Source organism: Sorangium sp. So ce887 (genome assembly GCF_051521455.1).
In the GTDB taxonomy this organism is placed as follows: Bacteria; Myxococcota_A; Polyangia; order Polyangiales; family Polyangiaceae; genus Sorangium.
Genome location: NZ_CP150354.1, coordinates 5,051,296 through 5,066,291 on the forward strand (window position 1 = coordinate 5,051,296; position 14,996 = coordinate 5,066,291).

At 71.6% G+C, this 14,996-nt stretch carries 11 protein-coding genes; 4 read left to right on the forward strand and 7 right to left on the reverse strand.

Going from position 1 to position 14,996, the window contains the following annotated elements; translation table 11 throughout:
• Window positions 1-189: 189 nt before the first annotated feature.
• Both WMF36_RS18770 and WMF36_RS18775 read right to left on the reverse strand, forming a co-directional pair.
• The gene (locus tag WMF36_RS18770) at window positions 190-1,425 is read right to left on the reverse strand and encodes a hypothetical protein (RefSeq protein ID WP_437580986.1); all 1,236 of its coding nucleotides are present in this window, start codon (window positions 1,423-1,425) and stop codon (window positions 190-192) included.
• A gap of 275 nt (window positions 1,426-1,700) precedes the next feature.
• A complete protein-coding gene (locus WMF36_RS18775; protein WP_437580987.1) occupies window positions 1,701-1,853 on the reverse strand; it encodes a hypothetical protein in 153 nt (50 codons plus the stop codon).
• A gap of 240 nt (window positions 1,854-2,093) precedes the next feature.
• Here WMF36_RS18775 and cysK point away from each other — a divergent pair, with 240 nt between their 5' ends.
• Window positions 2,094-3,086 (forward strand): cysteine synthase A, encoded by a 993-nt coding sequence (gene cysK, locus WMF36_RS18780; RefSeq protein ID WP_437580988.1) that lies wholly within the window; start codon window positions 2,094-2,096, stop codon window positions 3,084-3,086.
• A gap of 7 nt (window positions 3,087-3,093) precedes the next feature.
• Window positions 3,094-4,089 (forward strand): serine O-acetyltransferase, encoded by a 996-nt coding sequence (locus WMF36_RS18785; protein ID WP_437580989.1) that lies wholly within the window; start codon window positions 3,094-3,096, stop codon window positions 4,087-4,089.
• Window positions 4,090-4,310: 221 nt separating this feature from the next.
• Here WMF36_RS18785 and WMF36_RS18790 read toward each other — a convergent pair whose 3' ends face one another.
• The 3 genes from WMF36_RS18790 to WMF36_RS18800 all read right to left on the reverse strand — a co-directional run bounded on the left by WMF36_RS18790 (window position 4,311) and on the right by WMF36_RS18800 (window position 6,391).
• Window positions 4,311-4,601: a SelT/SelW/SelH family protein gene (locus tag WMF36_RS18790; protein WP_437580990.1), complete on the reverse strand. Its 291-nt coding sequence runs from the start codon at window positions 4,599-4,601 to the stop codon at window positions 4,311-4,313.
• A 39-nt stretch (window positions 4,602-4,640) separates the two neighbouring features.
• On the reverse strand, window positions 4,641-6,074 hold the full coding sequence (gene mgtE / locus WMF36_RS18795) for a magnesium transporter (RefSeq protein ID WP_437580992.1): 1,434 nt from the start codon (window positions 6,072-6,074) through the stop codon (window positions 4,641-4,643).
• Window positions 6,075-6,181: 107 nt separating this feature from the next.
• Window positions 6,182-6,391: a hypothetical protein gene (locus WMF36_RS18800; RefSeq protein WP_437580993.1), complete on the reverse strand. Its 210-nt coding sequence runs from the start codon at window positions 6,389-6,391 to the stop codon at window positions 6,182-6,184.
• Window positions 6,392-6,557: 166 nt separating this feature from the next.
• Here WMF36_RS18800 and WMF36_RS18805 point away from each other — a divergent pair, with 166 nt between their 5' ends.
• A complete protein-coding gene (locus WMF36_RS18805; RefSeq protein ID WP_437580994.1) occupies window positions 6,558-8,177 on the forward strand; it encodes an SEL1-like repeat protein in 1,620 nt (539 codons plus the stop codon).
• A gap of 13 nt (window positions 8,178-8,190) precedes the next feature.
• Here the strand turns inward: WMF36_RS18805 and WMF36_RS18810 are convergent, their stop codons facing one another.
• Together WMF36_RS18810 and WMF36_RS18815 are read right to left on the reverse strand one after the other, a co-directional pair.
• Window positions 8,191-11,517: a UvrD-helicase domain-containing protein gene (locus WMF36_RS18810; RefSeq protein WP_437580995.1), complete on the reverse strand. Its 3,327-nt coding sequence runs from the start codon at window positions 11,515-11,517 to the stop codon at window positions 8,191-8,193.
• A gap of 304 nt (window positions 11,518-11,821) precedes the next feature.
• On the reverse strand, window positions 11,822-13,108 hold the full coding sequence (locus WMF36_RS18815; RefSeq protein WP_437580996.1) for a hypothetical protein: 1,287 nt from the start codon (window positions 13,106-13,108) through the stop codon (window positions 11,822-11,824).
• Window positions 13,109-13,552: 444 nt separating this feature from the next.
• Here WMF36_RS18815 and WMF36_RS18820 point away from each other — a divergent pair, with 444 nt between their 5' ends.
• Window positions 13,553-14,944 (forward strand): DEAD/DEAH box helicase, encoded by a 1,392-nt coding sequence (locus tag WMF36_RS18820; RefSeq protein WP_437580997.1) that lies wholly within the window; start codon window positions 13,553-13,555, stop codon window positions 14,942-14,944.
• Window positions 14,945-14,996 lie beyond the last annotated feature (52 nt).

The window sequence follows — 14,996 nt, forward strand, 5'->3', positions numbered from 1 at the left end:
AGATCACGATCGCGGGAGTCAACTCCAGGGACAGATCATCGAGGCATGCTGGCCGCCCTCCCTCGGCAGCGCTCGCGATCGACACGCCCAGAGCTCAGCTCACGACGCATTCTCAAATGAAGACGACTTCGTCTCCGTAATACATCGTCTCCTCGACGGCGCGCCCCCACGACAGGCGCTCTCCGGCCGTCACCGCGCGGGAGACTCGCTCCAGTGGCGGACGAGATCGGGCACGGCCGTCTCCGCCATGCGGGTCAGGTGTCTCACGTGGTCTGGCTTCTGGGTGCCGGGATAGCCGCGCACGTGGAACGCACCCCGGTGCGCCTCGGAGAGCGGGTCGAACCGGGGTTTCGCCTCGCCTGCCGTCCCGGTCAAGTCGTAGACCGCCTGCGCATCGGCGCCGGCGCCCGGAGAGCGCTGCGCGCCGGTGAGCTTGAGGAGCGCGTCGGTGCTCTCGTGCGTGCCGGCGTAATCGCCGTTCGGGGTGATCTCCGAATGGGTGATCGACATGAGCTTGTTGCCGGAGGCCGCCTGCTCGGCGAAGAGCCCGAACGGCTTGAGACGCTCCATGTCCAGGCTGTGGTCGAGCGGCATGTAGCCGGTATGGATGCCGTCGAGGAGGAGAACGGCGTCCACCTTGTCGGCGAACCCGGGCTGGTTCAGGAGCCCGCGGACCGCGGCGTACCCCGCGCTGAACGCCGAGAGCGCGACGCGCCGGAGCCGGGCGTCGCGCAGCCCGCGCGCCTCGAGCGCGGCCTGCGCCTTCGCGAGGAGCGCCGGCAGATAGGAGCGGATCGAGAACCGGGTCTCGTACGCCCCCGAGCTGATGCCCATGTTGATGATCATCACGACCGCGTTGAGCCCGGCGCGCTCGTACCCCGCCTGGACAACATCGTTGATCCCATGGAAATGGACCACCAGGTCGTAAGCCCCATCCGTCGAGGAGAAGGACGCGGGGAGGGTGATGATCCCGTCGGGGATCGGGATCACCCCCGCGCGATCCAGCGTCGCGTCGGCGCGAGCGTCGAGATCGATGGTCGGCGCAACCGCTTCCAGCTTCGCCTGGACCGGCGCAGCCGCTTCCGCCCTCGCCTCGACCCGCGCCGCCGCCCCCGTCGAGCGCAGGACAGCCGCCGCGGCCGCGGCGGGCTGGATCGCCGACCCCGCGCGAAGATCGATGCCCGCCGCGCCGAGCTGCATCGAGACGACCGCGCCAAGCACCGCCGCGAAGCCCAGGCCCGCACCCGCGCTCAGCGCGATCAGGCGCGATGTGGAACGCCGCGTCGGAGCGGCCACGACCGGAGCCGGCGCCCCGATCGGCATCGCCATGCCCGAAAACGACCTGGGTGGACGGCGGAAAATTAGAGTGGGTTCATCATCGTCGAGCAGTTGGACCTCCGCGCGGGGGGGCTCAGCGGGGAACATGGTCAAGCATGATGCGAGGCCTATGCCACGGAGGGCAAGCGCCAAATTGACCAAGATAAGCTCGCATTCACGCGCGTCAAGAAGGTGGACCTGGTCTGACGTGGTCCCATGGAGATGGCTAACCGAGTCCTCAGGAAATCACCTTACTTGCTCAGGCGACCCCGCCGCTGGGCGCCGTGATTTGCCGGACACCAACGCGACAAATGACGCACTCCAGCACCCCTCTCTCTCCTGGGTCGCGTTGCGTCATCACCTCTTCCACGTGGGATATCGAATCAGACGAGCGCCTGTGCGATGCGCCCGAGGCCATCGTCAGCGGCTCTGCCCTCCTTCGACGACGGCCTTTGCGTCTCGTGCCCTTCGCGCGTATTCGACTTCGCGCCTTCCACGTCACGATGCCAACTGTCCATGAACGGATTGACGTCCACCGGTCGAGCGGCCCCTTGGACGTCCAACGGGTCCGTTGCAGGCCCAACGGTCCGCCGAGGGATCGCGCTCAGCGCGGCGCGCCGGCCGGGCGAGCGGACGCTGGGGCGCGCCGGGCGCCGGCCGGCGACGCCGCGCCTTGCTCTGGAAATACGGCGCGACGGAGGCGGGGCGCACGTGGACCTTGACAGCGCGGGGCGCCTCTGGGTCTCCTCTTGCTCCCTCTCACCAGCACGGCCCCCATGACCAACTTCCCCCGCGTCTACGAAGACAATACCCAGAGCATCGGCCGCACGCCGCTCGTTCGCGTCCGCCGGGTAACCGACGGCGCCCGCGCCACCGTACTGGCGAAGATCGAGGGGCGGAACCCGGCCTACTCGGTCAAGTGCCGCATCGGCGCGGCCATGGTCTGGGACGCCGAGCAGCGGGGCGTGCTCGGCCCCGGCAAGGCGATCGTCGAGGCGACCAGCGGCAACACCGGCATCGCGCTCGCCTTCGCCGCCGCCTCGCGCGGGATCGAGTGCGTGCTCAGCATGCCCGAGACGATGAGCATGGAGCGACGCAAGGTGCTCGTGGCCCTCGGGGCCAAGCTCCTCCTGACGCCGGGCCCCCAGGGGATGAACGGCGCCATCGCCAAGGCCGAGGCGCTGGCCGCCTCGGACCCCGGCCGCTACGTCCTGATGCGGCAGTTCGAGAACCCCGCCAACCCCTCCATCCACGAGACCACCACCGGCCCGGAGATCTGGGACGACACCGGTGGCAACGTCGACGTGTTCGTCTCGGGCGTGGGCACCGGCGGCACGCTGACCGGCGTCAGCCGCTACTTCGAGCGCGTCCGGGGCCGCGCGCTCCACACCGTGGCCGTGGAGCCGGTCAGCTCGCCTGTCATCGCGCAGACGCTCGCTGGCCAGCCGCTCACCCCGTCGCCGCACAAGATCCAGGGCATCGGCGCCGGCTTCGTCCCCAAGAACCTCGACCTCTCCTTCGTGGACCAGGTCGAGGCGGTCTCCAGCGAGGAGGCGATCGCCATGTCGCGGCGCCTGGCGCGCGAGGAAGGCATCCTCTGCGGCGTCTCCTGCGGCGCGGCGATGGTCGCGGCGAGCCGCCTCGCGCAGGATCCCAAGTGGGAAGGCAAGACCATCGTGGTCATCCTGCCGGACGCAGGCGAGCGGTACCTCTCGGGGCCCCTCTTCGAAGGCATGTTCACCGATATCGAGACCATGAAGGCCTCGTGAGGTCGACGTGAGCAAGAACTGCGATGCTGCCCCTGCCCAGGCGTCGGGCGACCTGCACGGCATCGTCGATGCGCTGATCGCGAGCTACCGGGAGGACGCGCGCGGGCATCACATCAACAAGCGCTTCACCCCGTCGCGCCAGGAGATCACGGAGATCATCGATCTCCTGCTCCAGATCTTCTACCCGGGCTACCACGGGCGGCAGGACCTGTCGGACGAGGACCTGCTCTACCACGTGGGCACGCTGGTCTCGACGCTGCGGGACAAGCTCGAGCGGCAGATCGAGCGCTGCCTGTGCTTCCAGGACGAGGCCGCGGACGCGGGCCGCCTCGACGTCCCGAAGTGCAGGCAGCGGGGGCACGACGTGGCGCGCGTGTTCGTGACCAGGCTGCCGGACGTCCGGCGGCGCCTCCTGCTCGACGTGCAGGCGGCTTACGACGGCGACCCGGCGGCGGCCTCGATGCATGAGATCATCCTGGCCTATCCGGGCCTGCTCGCCGTGACGGTGCACCGGGTCGCGCACGAGCTGTACCTGCTCGGCGTCCCGCTCATGCCACGGATCATGAGCGAGTGGGCGCACACGAGGACGGGCGCCGACATCCACCCGGGCGCCAACATCGGTGACAGCTTCTTCATCGATCACGCCACCGGCGTCGTCATCGGCGAGACCACCGACATCGGCGCGCACGTCAAGCTCTACCAGGGCGTCACGCTCGGCGCCCTGTCCTTGCCCCAGCACTCGCGGGGCGCGCGCGGCCAGAAGCGCCACCCCACGGTGGAGGACGATGTCACCATCTACGCGAACGCCACCGTGCTCGGCGGCAAGACGGTGCTGGGGCAGGGGAGCGTGGTGGGCGGCTCGGTGTTCCTGACGAAGAGCGTCGCCGGCGGCCAGCGCGTGGCGATCGAGGCGCCCAGGCTGCGCGTCGCCTCGCCGCCCCAAGGCTCGCCCGCCGTTGGCGACTCCGAGCTAGAAGCCAGCATCCTCGACTTCGACATCTAGAGCGGTGGGCACCCGCTGCGGATACGGGCCCATCTCGACGTTTTCGGTGCTCAGCGCACCGGAGTGCGCTTCCGCGCCGAAAACGCCGATCTCGGCCCGTCTCCTGTGCGGGTGACCGCCGCTCTGCGGCGGTACATGAGCGCCGCTCGGGGGGCGCATGACCGCCGCTCTGCGGTCGATGACCGCCGCTCTGCGGTGCATGTACGGGAGGGCCGTGGTGCTCATCGGTCGGAGTGGCCAAGGGGGCGGTCCGGGGCGATGCGGTCGCGGATCGCCTGCTTGAGCTCCTTGGGCTCGGGGAAACGCTCGGCGGCGGCGCGCGAGAAGAGCAGGTCGCCGTCGAGCGTGACGTCGAAGAGGCCGCTCGCGCCGGGCGACAGGAGCACGTCGATCTCGTCGGGGAACGTGATGAGCAGCTCCTGTGCAAGCCAGGCGGCGCGCGTCAGCCAGCGGCACTTCGGGCAGTACCGGATGGCGACGAGCGGCCGCTGCGGGCCCGGGGCGGTGTCCATGGCGCGATCGTAGCGCGCTCGGGCGGCGCGAGGGCAGGCTCAGACAAGGAACGCCCGGGCCAGCCCGAGGAAGATGAAGAAGCCCATGCTGTCCGTGGTGAACGTGAGCAGGACGCTCGACCCCTGGGCCGGATCGCGGCCCAGGCGCTGGAGCACGAGCGGCACCGCGCAGCCGACCATGGCCGCCACCACGAGGTTGAGCAGGATGGCCGCGGCCATCACCAGCCCGAGCGGGACGCTGCCGTAAAGGGCGATGGCGGTGAGCCCCACCACCGTGCCCCAGACCGCGCCGTTCATCAGGCCCACGAAGAGCTCTTTCTGCAGGAGATGGCGCACGTTCGCCCGCGTGATCCGGTCGAGCGCGAGGCCCCGGATCATGAGCGCCACCGTCTGATTGCCGGTGTTGCCGCCGATGCTCGCCACGATCGGCATCAGCGCGGCCAGCGCCACGAGATCCCGAATGGTGCTCTCGAAGATGCCGATGACCCGCGAGGCCACGAACGCCGTGATCAGGTTGACGAAGAGCCAGAGCCAGCGGTTCTTCGCGCTCGTCCACGCGGGGGCGAAATAGTCCTCCTCGCCCGCGAGCCCCGCGCGCCGCAGCGCCTCGCTCTGGGCTTGCCGCCGCAGGAAGTCCATCATCACATCCACGGTCAGCCGGCCGACCAGCTTGCCGCGCTCATCCACCACCGGCGCGGCGATGAGGTCGTAACGCTCGAACGCCCTGGCCGCGTCGCTGGCGCGCTCCCGCGGCGTGAAGCTCACCACGTCCGTGGACATGACCGCGCTCACGCGCGCGCTCGGCGGGCGGAGCAGCAGGTCCTTGAGCGAGAGCGTGCCGCGGAGCACGTTGCGCACGTCGACAACGAACAGCGTCTCCGTGTGCGACGGCAGCTCGGCCCGCCGGCGCACGTCCTCCAACGCGCCGGCGATATCCCAGCTGTCGCGCACCCAGACGAACTCCGGGCTCATCAGGTGACCCGCCGAGTCGTCCGGGTACGCGATCGTCGACCGGAACAGCGACTGCTCGCGTGCGTCCAGCGACTGGTACACCTCCGCCACGATCTCCGGCTCGATCGAGTCGCTGACGTAGGCGAGATCGTCGGGGTCGAGCTGGCCGAGCAGCGCGACGAGGCGACCGCGCTCCGTCTCCGCGACGAGCGAGTCGCGGACCGAGCGCGAAGACTCGAGCAGCACCTGTGCTGCGTGGTACGGCTCGAGCTCAGCCCAGACCACGAGCCGATCCGCCTGGGGGAGCACCTCGATGATGTGGGCGAGGTCCGCCGGGTGCAGATCCCTGAGCTTCCTCTGCAGCAGCGCGAGATTTTGACGGTGGACCAGCGACTCGATGAGCTCCTTGTTCTTGCTCTCCTGCTTGTGGGTCAGGGCCTCGATGACGCGTTGCTTTTCGAGCAGGGTAGTTACCAGGCTCAGGCTCTCTTGTAGTCTTTCCTGGGATCTGGACGTGCTCATGGAGGCTCCGGGCGAGGGCGACGCGCGCCGAGCATAGCCCGGCGTGGCAGGCGTGACCGGTGGTCGCGAGCGCGGCCGCGCTCGCCATATTGACCGGACCCCACGGCTCATGGTTCTGTCGGCTCGATGAAGCGCGCCTTCGACTTGTGCGTGGTTGGGCTCTCGCTCGCAGCGACGGCCTGTGGACCGGGCCTGGAACCCGAGGTGGTGGTGCATGCCCCCCGGCCCACCGTCTCGCCGGCGAGCAGCGACAGCGCGAGCAGCGGCGGGTGTCCGGCCATCGGCCACACCGAGCCGCTCATCGTCGACTGGCTCACGACCCGCCGCTCGGATCTCGGACTCGCGATGAAAGAAGGCGTCGCCGTCGTCGCCTACGACTGCACGACGCTGAGCCTCCTCGCCCACTGCAAGCTCCCAGGGACCTACTCCTACGCCGGCGTGACCCGGGTTGAAAAAGTAATACAATTAACAAATCCTGCGGAGATGCAGGCGAATGTCCCGTTCGGCGCCCCGGCGTTGAGCACCGCGATCGAGGGCAGCGGCACGGCGGCGATCGACGTGGCGCTCGTGCCCTCGGGGAAGATGGCGACCACGGTGACCTCGGCCACGGCGCAGGACCTCTCGGGCAGCTGCGAGGGCGCGACGCACTTCGTGCGCACCGCGCTCCTCGGGGCCTTCGCGATGGCGCCGGGCAGCCGGGGCGCGGCGCGGACGGTCGATCAGGTCTTCGCGGCGGTCGGGCCTGCGGCGGCGTCGAGCCAGGGTGGCACCGCGAGCCGGGAAGGGGAGGCCGAGGCGTGCCGGGGCGCGAAGCCCAACGCGCAGGCGCCCACGGAGCGCTGCCATGCGCCGCTGCGCCTGGAGCTCGTCCCGCTGGCCGCGAAGAAGGCAGCGACGGTCGAGCCGGCGGCGAAGGCGGCGGAGGAGGAGCTCCCGAAGCTGTCGAGCCCATGCCTGACCGGGACGGTGCTGAGCGGGGCGAAGTGCTCCTCGCCGGCGCTCGCGCCCGCGCACCTCTGCGAGCCCGCGGACTCGCGCGCGTGCGCGGCGCAGTGCGGGAAGGGCGATGTCGGCAGCTGCTATCACCTCGGGATTCACTACCTGAGCGGCAAGGACCTCCCGCGCGACGACGCGAGGGCGGCCGACCTGTTCGAGAAGTCCTGCGACGCCGGCGTCGCGCAGGCCTGCTACGCGCGGGCGAAGCAGCAGCTGCGCGACATCCAGAGCGGCAAGGTGTCCCCGGACGGCTCGGGGCGGGCGAAGGTGCGCGAGTTCGCCGACAAGGCGTGCGAGCTGGGCGACGGCTGGGCGTGCTTCAGCGCGGCCGAGTGGTACCTCAGCGAGGGCCCGCAGGCGGTGCTGCCGAAGGACCCGACGCGCGCGGTCGCCTTCCTCCGGCGCGGCTGCGATCTCGGGTACGGACCGAGCTGCAGCGCGCTGGGCAAGATGCTCGTCGAGGGCAAGCTCGCGGCGAAGGACGTGGCCGTGGCGGTGGCCGTGCTCCAGCGCGCGTGCGAGGGGGGCGAGACCGAGGACTGCGTCGACCTCGGCGACATCCTCCGCAAGGGGCAGGGCGCGCCGAAGGACGGGGTGAAGGCGATCGCGGCGTACCAGCGCGGCTGCAGCCTCGGGGACATGCGCGCGTGCAACGCCGCGGGCTCGGTCTACGGAGAGGGCGACGGCGTTCCGAGGGACGTCGCGAAGGCGTATTCGTTCTTCGAGAAGGGTTGTCCGGAGAAGGGCTTCGGCGCCGAAGCGTGCATGAGCCTCGCCGGGATGTACGAGAGGGGGACCGGCATCCCGAAGGACATGGTGCGCGCCGCGGCGCTCTACGAGAAGGCGTGCGGCTCGGGCGGCTGCCTGCGGGCCGCGGAGATCTGGCAGCGCGGCGACGGGGTGACGGCCGATCCGGCGCGGGCGTTCTCGCTTTACGAGAAGGCGTGCACGCAATGGGGAGAAAAGAAGGCGTGCGATGCGTTCGGCCCGCTCCTGGAGCGCAAGGACAAGGAGCGCGCGCGGTCCTTCTACGCGGACCAGTGCACGCGGACCCAGGACAAGGCGGCGTGCGCGAGCCTGAAGCGGCTCGGCGGCGGGACCAAGTAGGCGCGGCGCCAGGCTAGAACAGCTTCATCTGGCGGTCGGCGCCCGCGCGCGGCTTTCTCTGCGCCTCCGGCGACGGACCGACGCGCAGGAGCAGCCGCTCCTCGACCTCGCGAACGAACGGCGAGACCTCGGTCTCCATCACCTTGCCGTGCCGCGCGCGCTGCATGGCGCGGGTGAGGAACAGCCGCTCTCGCGCCCGCGTCATGCCGACATAGAAGAGCCGGCGCTCCTCGGCGACGTCCGTCTCCTCCCTGCCAGGGAACCGCAGCGGGAGCAGGCCGTCCTCGCACCCCACCAGGAAGACCACCCGGAACTCGAGCCCCTTGGCCGCGTGCAGCGTGAGGAGCGAGATGCGATCGGCCCGCGGATCCCACGTATCGATCTCGGCGCACACAGCGAGCTCGATCAAGAAGCGAGCGAGGTCATCTCCGCAGCGCTCCGCGAGCGGCAAGAGCAGCTCCAGCGCCGCATCGACGTCGGCCTCGCCGAGACGCGCTGCGCCCGCCGCCCCCTCCGCGGCCGCCCCCTCGGGCGGAGCGCCGCCCGGGCCCGGCTGCGCGACCTCCTCCCGGAGCCGCGCCGCGGCCACCTTGAGGCGCGCCGCGAGCGGCCCCGGCGGAGCGTCGGCGAGCGCCCGCGCGAGCGCCTCGGAGGCCGCGCGCTCGGCGACGCGGCGCTCGGACCGCCGCTGGAACGGCATGCCGGAGCGGGCAAACGCCTCGCGGAGCGCCTCGGATTGCGCCTCGGTCCGGTAGAGCACCGCGAAATCCGAGAAGGAATACTCGCCGCCCGGCGCAGGCGAGGCCACGCGCCCGCTATCCATCGAGAAGAACGTGGACCCACCGAGCATCTGCTCGATGGTGTGGACCACGCGCTCGGCCTCGGCCGCCTCCGTGGGCGACTCGTGAACCGCCACGAGCTCCACACCCCCGGCGCTCGGCAAGAGCTCCCGCGCACCGAGCGTCGGCGAGGGCGCGATCACCTGGAGCGCCGCCTCGACGATGGGACGCGACGAGCGGTAATTCCGCCTCAGGCGCACAACGTGCGCCGCTGGAAAATCCTGCTGAAAGCGGAAAAAGAAGCCCACGTCCGCGCCGCGGAAGCCGTAGATCGCCTGGTCCGGATCCCCGATGGCGCAGACGTTCCCGCCGGGAGGGACCAGCGCGCGCACGAGCCGGTACTGGCGCTCGTCGATGTCCTGGTACTCGTCGATGGAGAGATACCGGGCCCGCGCGCGCGCGGCGGCGAGCGCGTCGCCCTGCTCCTCCAGGAGGACGACCGCGTGGCCGATCAGGTCGTCGAGGTCGAGGAGCCCGCGCGCGGCGAGCTCGTCCTCGTACACCTTCCACGCGCGGTCGACGTGGCGGTCGATCTCGCCGCACGCCTCGCCGCCGGCGGCCGGCGCGCCCTCCTGGGGCCGGTGCGCGTCGGCGTGGCGCGGAGCGCGCCGCTTCAGCGCGGCGATGTCGGCGAGCAGCCGGGCCGCCCGCCGCTCCGGGACGCCGAGCGCCGCGGCGAGCAGCGCCGTCCGCTCGCGCTCGCCGGCGATCCTGGGCGGCGCACCGCCGCCCAGGCCCTGCGCGTTCTCGCGGAGCAGCGAGAGGCCGAGCGCGTGGAAGGTCATGGCGCGCACGCGGCCGCCGGACTCGCCGAGCAGCGCGCCGAGCCGCTCCCGCATCTCGTCGGCAGCCCGGCGGGTGAACGTGATCGCGAGGCACTGCTCCGGCGGCACCCCGAGATCCAGGACGAGGTGCGCGATCCGGTGCGTGAGCGTGCGGGTCTTGCCCGTGCCCGGCCCCGCGAGGAGGAGCACCGCGCCCTCGGTGAGCTCCGCCGCGGCCCGCTGCTCGGGGTCGAGCGCGTCGAGCAGCGCCGCGCCGCCCGGCGCAGGCGCCTCGGGCGGCGCGCCGAGGGAGACCTCGCTGGCAGGCCCCTGGCGCGGCTCGGCGTGGCCCCGGGGCGGGCCCGGCCGCGGCGCCTCGGACGCGCGCGCCCCGGCGGCAGGGCGCGTCCCTGCCGGAGGTGGCTCCGGCGCGGCGGGCTCGGGCTGGAACTCGGGTTGGAAGAGGAGCCCGCCCCCGCGGCGCTGCGTGAGCTCGTCGGGCTGGAAGACCCGGATCGCGCCGTACTCGCCGTCGTAGCCCGCGTCGCGGATCACGCGCCCCTCGCGCATCCGCCCGATCGCCTCGGAGAGGAGCGGCGTCCCGGCGCGCTCGATCTCGTCGAGCGGGGCGTCGCCGAGGAGGAACAGCTCGGGGCCGAGCCGCGACAGCACCCGGTCGTAGCTCCGCTGCACCGCCTTGCTGGAGGCGCCCAGGCCGTGCAGCTCGGCCAGCACCTCGGGCAGCGGCACGAGGTTGCGGAACGCGCTCGCGCCCTCGGGTCGCACCCCCTCCTCGCGGTCGGCGAGCTCCTCGACCCGGTGCAGCACGCCCACCGTGACCGGGTGCCCGCACACGGGGCACGCGAGGGAGAGCGCGCGCGTCTCCGCCGGCGAGAGCACGACATTGCACTTCCGGTGGCCGTCGAGGTGGTATTTGCCCTCCTCCGGGAAGAACTCCACCGTGCCGCCGAAGCCCTGGCCGGTCTCCAGGGCGCGCCGGATCGCGAAGTAATCGAGCGGCGCGTCGAACGCCGTGGCCTCGCGGCCGAGCTTCGCGGGCGAGTGCGCGTCCGAGCTGGAGACGAGCCGGTAGCGATCGAGCCCGGAGATGCGCCAGTTCATCGCAGGATCGGACGAGAGCCCGGTCTCGAGCGCGAAGATGTGCGGCGCGAGATCGCCATAGCACTCCTCGACCGCGTCGAAGCCGGCCCTGGAGCCCAGCACCGAGAACCAGGGAGTCCAGATGTGCGCCGGCACGAGGTACGAGCCCTCGCCCGACTCCAGCACGATCTCGAGCAGGTGGCGCGAATCGAGCCCCAGGATCGGCCGCCCGTCGGCCGTCAGGTTGCCGATCTTCGAGAGCGCGCGGACGATCCGGTCCGCCGCCTCGAAGTCGGGCGCATAGACGAGATGATGGATTTTGCGCGTCCGATCTCCCTTCTTGTAGATCGTCGAGATCTCCACCGAGAGGAGGAAGCGGGTCGGCCCGCGGCACGCGCCGGGGAGCCGCTCCGAGACCGCGCGCTCGAGGTCGTCCCGCAGGCGAAACAGCCCGGGCTCCGCGGGCACGAGGCGCTCGCGGAGCTCGGCCATCCACACCGGATGCGTGAAATCCCCCGTGCCGATCACCGTGATGCCCTTGCGCTGAGCCCAGTAGCTCAGGTGCGCAAGATCGCAATCGCTGCTCGTCGCGCGGGAATACTTCGAGTGCACATGAAGGTCTGCATAGAAACGCATGGGGTCCACCGTGAGGCGTCGTTACCTATCGAACTCCCTGGCGCTGTCAATCGCGGATACCGCTGCTTTTGTCGAAGTTAGTCCGGAAAATGAGGCGCGTTGAACGTAAAGAGTCACGCTTCGTAAAGAGGCTTGTCGTGTGGCAAAAGTCGAGCGCTCGACGCAATGAGCCTCGGGGAGCTCGCCTGGAAGGAGCTCGGCACAGGCAGGTTGGCCGCTGCGGGGCTGCGCCCCGCGAGCTCCGGCCGCCGTGTTCGTCAGCGCGAGGCCCGGTCCGGAGGGGACCGCCGCGCGCTGCGAGGGGTCACGGCGTCGCGGCGGGGGGCGCGGGGGCCTTGCGGGTCAGGTAGAAGAAGTCTCGCAGGGAGCGCTTGCGGATGTACTCGTCTTCCGAGAACTCGAAGCCGCTCGCCAGCGCGACCGGCGCGAGGGCTCCGCCCTCGCCGGGCTCGTAGCTCAGGAATTTCGGGTACGACCAGTTCACGTCGAGCTGCGCCACGGCCGAGGCGCCGGCATGGCGCAGCCCGAGCCCGATGGCGGCCGCCGTCGTGTGATTGCTGATGGCGACGAAGAGGACCTTGCCGTCGCGGTCGAGCCCCACCGCGGAGCGGCGGATCACCGTGTTGCCGTCCAGCGTGGCGCCCCAGTTGCGGACCTCGGGCGCGCGGAGCAGCGGGTGGAGCTCGCCCTCGTCGACCATGCAGCTCGGCGTCTGGCGCCACCACCGCATGCCGCCCTCGTCGGCGGCCATCCGGGTCCACGGCGCGATCTGCATCCGCCCGTCGCGGTGGAGCGCGAGGGTGCAGCCGTTGTCCCGGGGGCGCACCAGGGTCACGTCGTCGACCCGCATCCCCCACTGGCCGTGCTCGGTCATGAAGCCGCCGTTGAACGCCGCGAGCAGCCGCTCGTGATGCGCCTCCGGGATCTTCGCGAGCCGCTCGTAGGTCTTGCCCTCCTCGGTCGTCGCCGCCGGCTCCCGCGAGCCGGCCATGAGGTGGACGTCGACCCCCGCGAGATCGACCGCCACGACGAACAGCTCCGCCCAGGAGCGGTGCGGATCCGGGTGGATCAGCGTCTTGTAGAGGCGCGGCGGATCGCCCGGGCGAGCGCGATCCCCGATGGGCACCCACCGCCCATCGCCGGGAGCCGGCCACGCCGCGTGCGACGGGCCGACGTCCTTCGGCCGGAACACCGCCGCCACGACCGTCGGGGCGACCGCCGAGGCGACCGCGGCGTTCGCCGAGGCGGCGGGGGCGGCAGGCGCCTGCTCGGGCACCTCCCAGTACGTCTTCGGCGGCTCGTTGCTGCGAAGGAGCCGGTGGACGCGATCCTCGGCGCTGTAGGCCGTCTCCTCGAGCGCGGTCACGTTCTCGGCCCCGATCACGGAGCGCAGGCCGTTCGCGACGAGCGGGCCCATCCACGGGATGCGGTGCACCGCGATCCACATCCCGACGCCGGCGAGCGCCGAGACGGCGACGGAGCCGAGGACCCAGCGCCGCAGCCGCGAGCGGCGTTGCGGAACGCCGGGGTGCCGCGGAGCGGAGTGCCCGGCCTGGGCCGGCGGTTTCGAGGCTTCGGCGGTTTCGGCCATGGAGTGCTGCTGGCGTGCTGCGGTGCTGCGAAAGGGAGGAAAGATGCGAGGCGACGCGGGCGCACGCGAGCTGCCGTCCCCCGGCTCGGGCGACGGTGTAGCACGATGCGACGAGCGCACGGAACCCGCTCCGCGCACAGCGCGGCGCCGATCCGCGCGCGCGGGGCCGGTCGTCACGTCGGTCGCGCCGGCCGCGTCGCACGGCGCAACGACCCGCTGCTGGGCTCGTGGTCGCCCTCGACTTCCTCACCACACCGTACTAGAGTCGCGGCCTCGGACTGACCTGGCACGGGTCGCGGTGCTCGGTCGCTGTCATGTGGGCCTCGCAGCCTCCTTTCATGGAGGCGCAAGGCGGCAGCTCTCCGTGATCGAACCCTCTGCAAAGGAGGGCGCGGTGCCGCGGCGCTCTCAGCCCTTGCTCAGGAGGGGCTCTCCACGAGCCCGATGTCCATGCAATTTCTCGATCTCAAGCTCATCGAACCGCTGCTGCGCGCCGTCGAGGCCGAGGGGTACAGCACCCCGACCCCCATCCAGCAGCAGGCCATCCCGCCCATCCTCGAGGGCAACGACGTCCTCGGGTGCGCGCAGACCGGGACGGGCAAGACCGCCGCGTTCGCCCTGCCGATCTTGCAGCGCCTCGCGCAGGGCGGCACGCCGACCCAGCGCGGGCTCCGCGTGCTCGTGCTCACCCCGACGCGGGAGCTCGCCGCGCAGATCGCCGAGAGCTTCACCACGTACGGCAAGCACCTCGGCCTGCGGACCGCGGTCATCTTCGGCGGGGTGGGGCAGCGCCCCCAGATGGAGGCGCTGCGCCGCGGCGTTGACGTCGTCGTGGCGACGCCGGGCCGGCTCCTCGACCTCTGCTCGCAGGGCGTCGCCCCGTTCGGGCGGCTCGAGATGCTCGTGCTCGACGAGGCCGATCGGATGCTCGACATGGGGTTCATCCACGACATCCGGCGCGTGCTCGCGATGCTGCCCGCGCGCCGGCAGACGCTGCTGTTCTCGGCCACGATGCCGCCGGACATCCAGAAGCTCGCCGACAGCATCCTGAACCGCCCGGTGCGGGTCGAGGTCGCGCGGATCGCCACGACGGCCGAGAACATCGACCAGCGGGTGGTCTTCGTCGAGCGGTCCGACAAGCGGGCGATGCTGGAGCACGTGCTCAAGGATCCCGAGCTCCGCCGGGCGATCGTGTTCACCCGCACCAAGCACGGCGCCAACCGCGTGGTCCAGCAGCTCAGCCGCGCGCGCATCGAGGCCGTCGCCATCCACGGGAACAAGTCGCAGGGGGCCCGCGAGCGGGCGCTCGCGAGCTTCAAGCAGGGGACGACGAGCGTGCTCGTCGCGACCGACATCGCGGCGCGGGGCATCGACATCGACGACATCTCGCACGTGATCAACTACGACCTCCCGAACATCCCGGAGAGCTACGTGCACCGCATCGGCCGCACGGCGCGCGCCGGGGCGTCGGGGGTGGCGCTCTCGTTCTGCGACAGCGAGGAGCGCCCGTTCCTCGCCGACATCGAGCGCCTCATCCAGAAGCGCCTCCCGCTCCTCTCCATCCCCGGACTCCCCGGCCTCCAGCCCGATCCCAGGCCCGCGTCGCTGCCGCAGGGGCAGGGCCGGCCTCAGGCTCAGGGCCGGCCGCAGGGGCAAGGCCGGCCTCAGGGGCAGGGCCGGCCTCAGGCGCGACCGCAGGGGCAGGGCCGGCCGCAGCCGCAGGGGCACGCCCGCCCCCAGGCGCAGGGCCGGCCGCAGGGGCAGCCGCAGGGGCAGCCGCGCCCCCAGGCGCGACCGCAGCCGCGCCACGATACCACCCCTCGCGTGGACAACTGATCCCCGCCGCCCCCCTCCGCTCCGCCACGCCACGCTCGCCTTGAGCGGCCTC

Coding starts and splice junctions, on each gene's coding strand:
- WMF36_RS18770 (WP_437580986.1), bottom strand. CDS start 1,425: ATGTTCCCCGCTGAGCCCCCCCGCGCGGAGGTCCAACTGCTCGACGAT.
- cysK (WP_437580988.1), top strand. CDS start 2,094: ATGACCAACTTCCCCCGCGTCTACGAAGACAATACCCAGAGCATCGGC.
- WMF36_RS18790 (WP_437580990.1), bottom strand. CDS start 4,601: ATGGACACCGCCCCGGGCCCGCAGCGGCCGCTCGTCGCCATCCGGTAC.
- mgtE (WP_437580992.1), bottom strand. CDS start 6,074: ATGAGCACGTCCAGATCCCAGGAAAGACTACAAGAGAGCCTGAGCCTG.
- WMF36_RS18805 (WP_437580994.1), top strand. CDS start 6,558: ATGCAGGCGAATGTCCCGTTCGGCGCCCCGGCGTTGAGCACCGCGATC.
- WMF36_RS18810 (WP_437580995.1), bottom strand. CDS start 11,517: ATGCGTTTCTATGCAGACCTTCATGTGCACTCGAAGTATTCCCGCGCG.
- WMF36_RS18815 (WP_437580996.1), bottom strand. CDS start 13,108: ATGGCCGAAACCGCCGAAGCCTCGAAACCGCCGGCCCAGGCCGGGCAC.
- WMF36_RS18820 (WP_437580997.1), top strand. CDS start 13,553: ATGTCCATGCAATTTCTCGATCTCAAGCTCATCGAACCGCTGCTGCGC.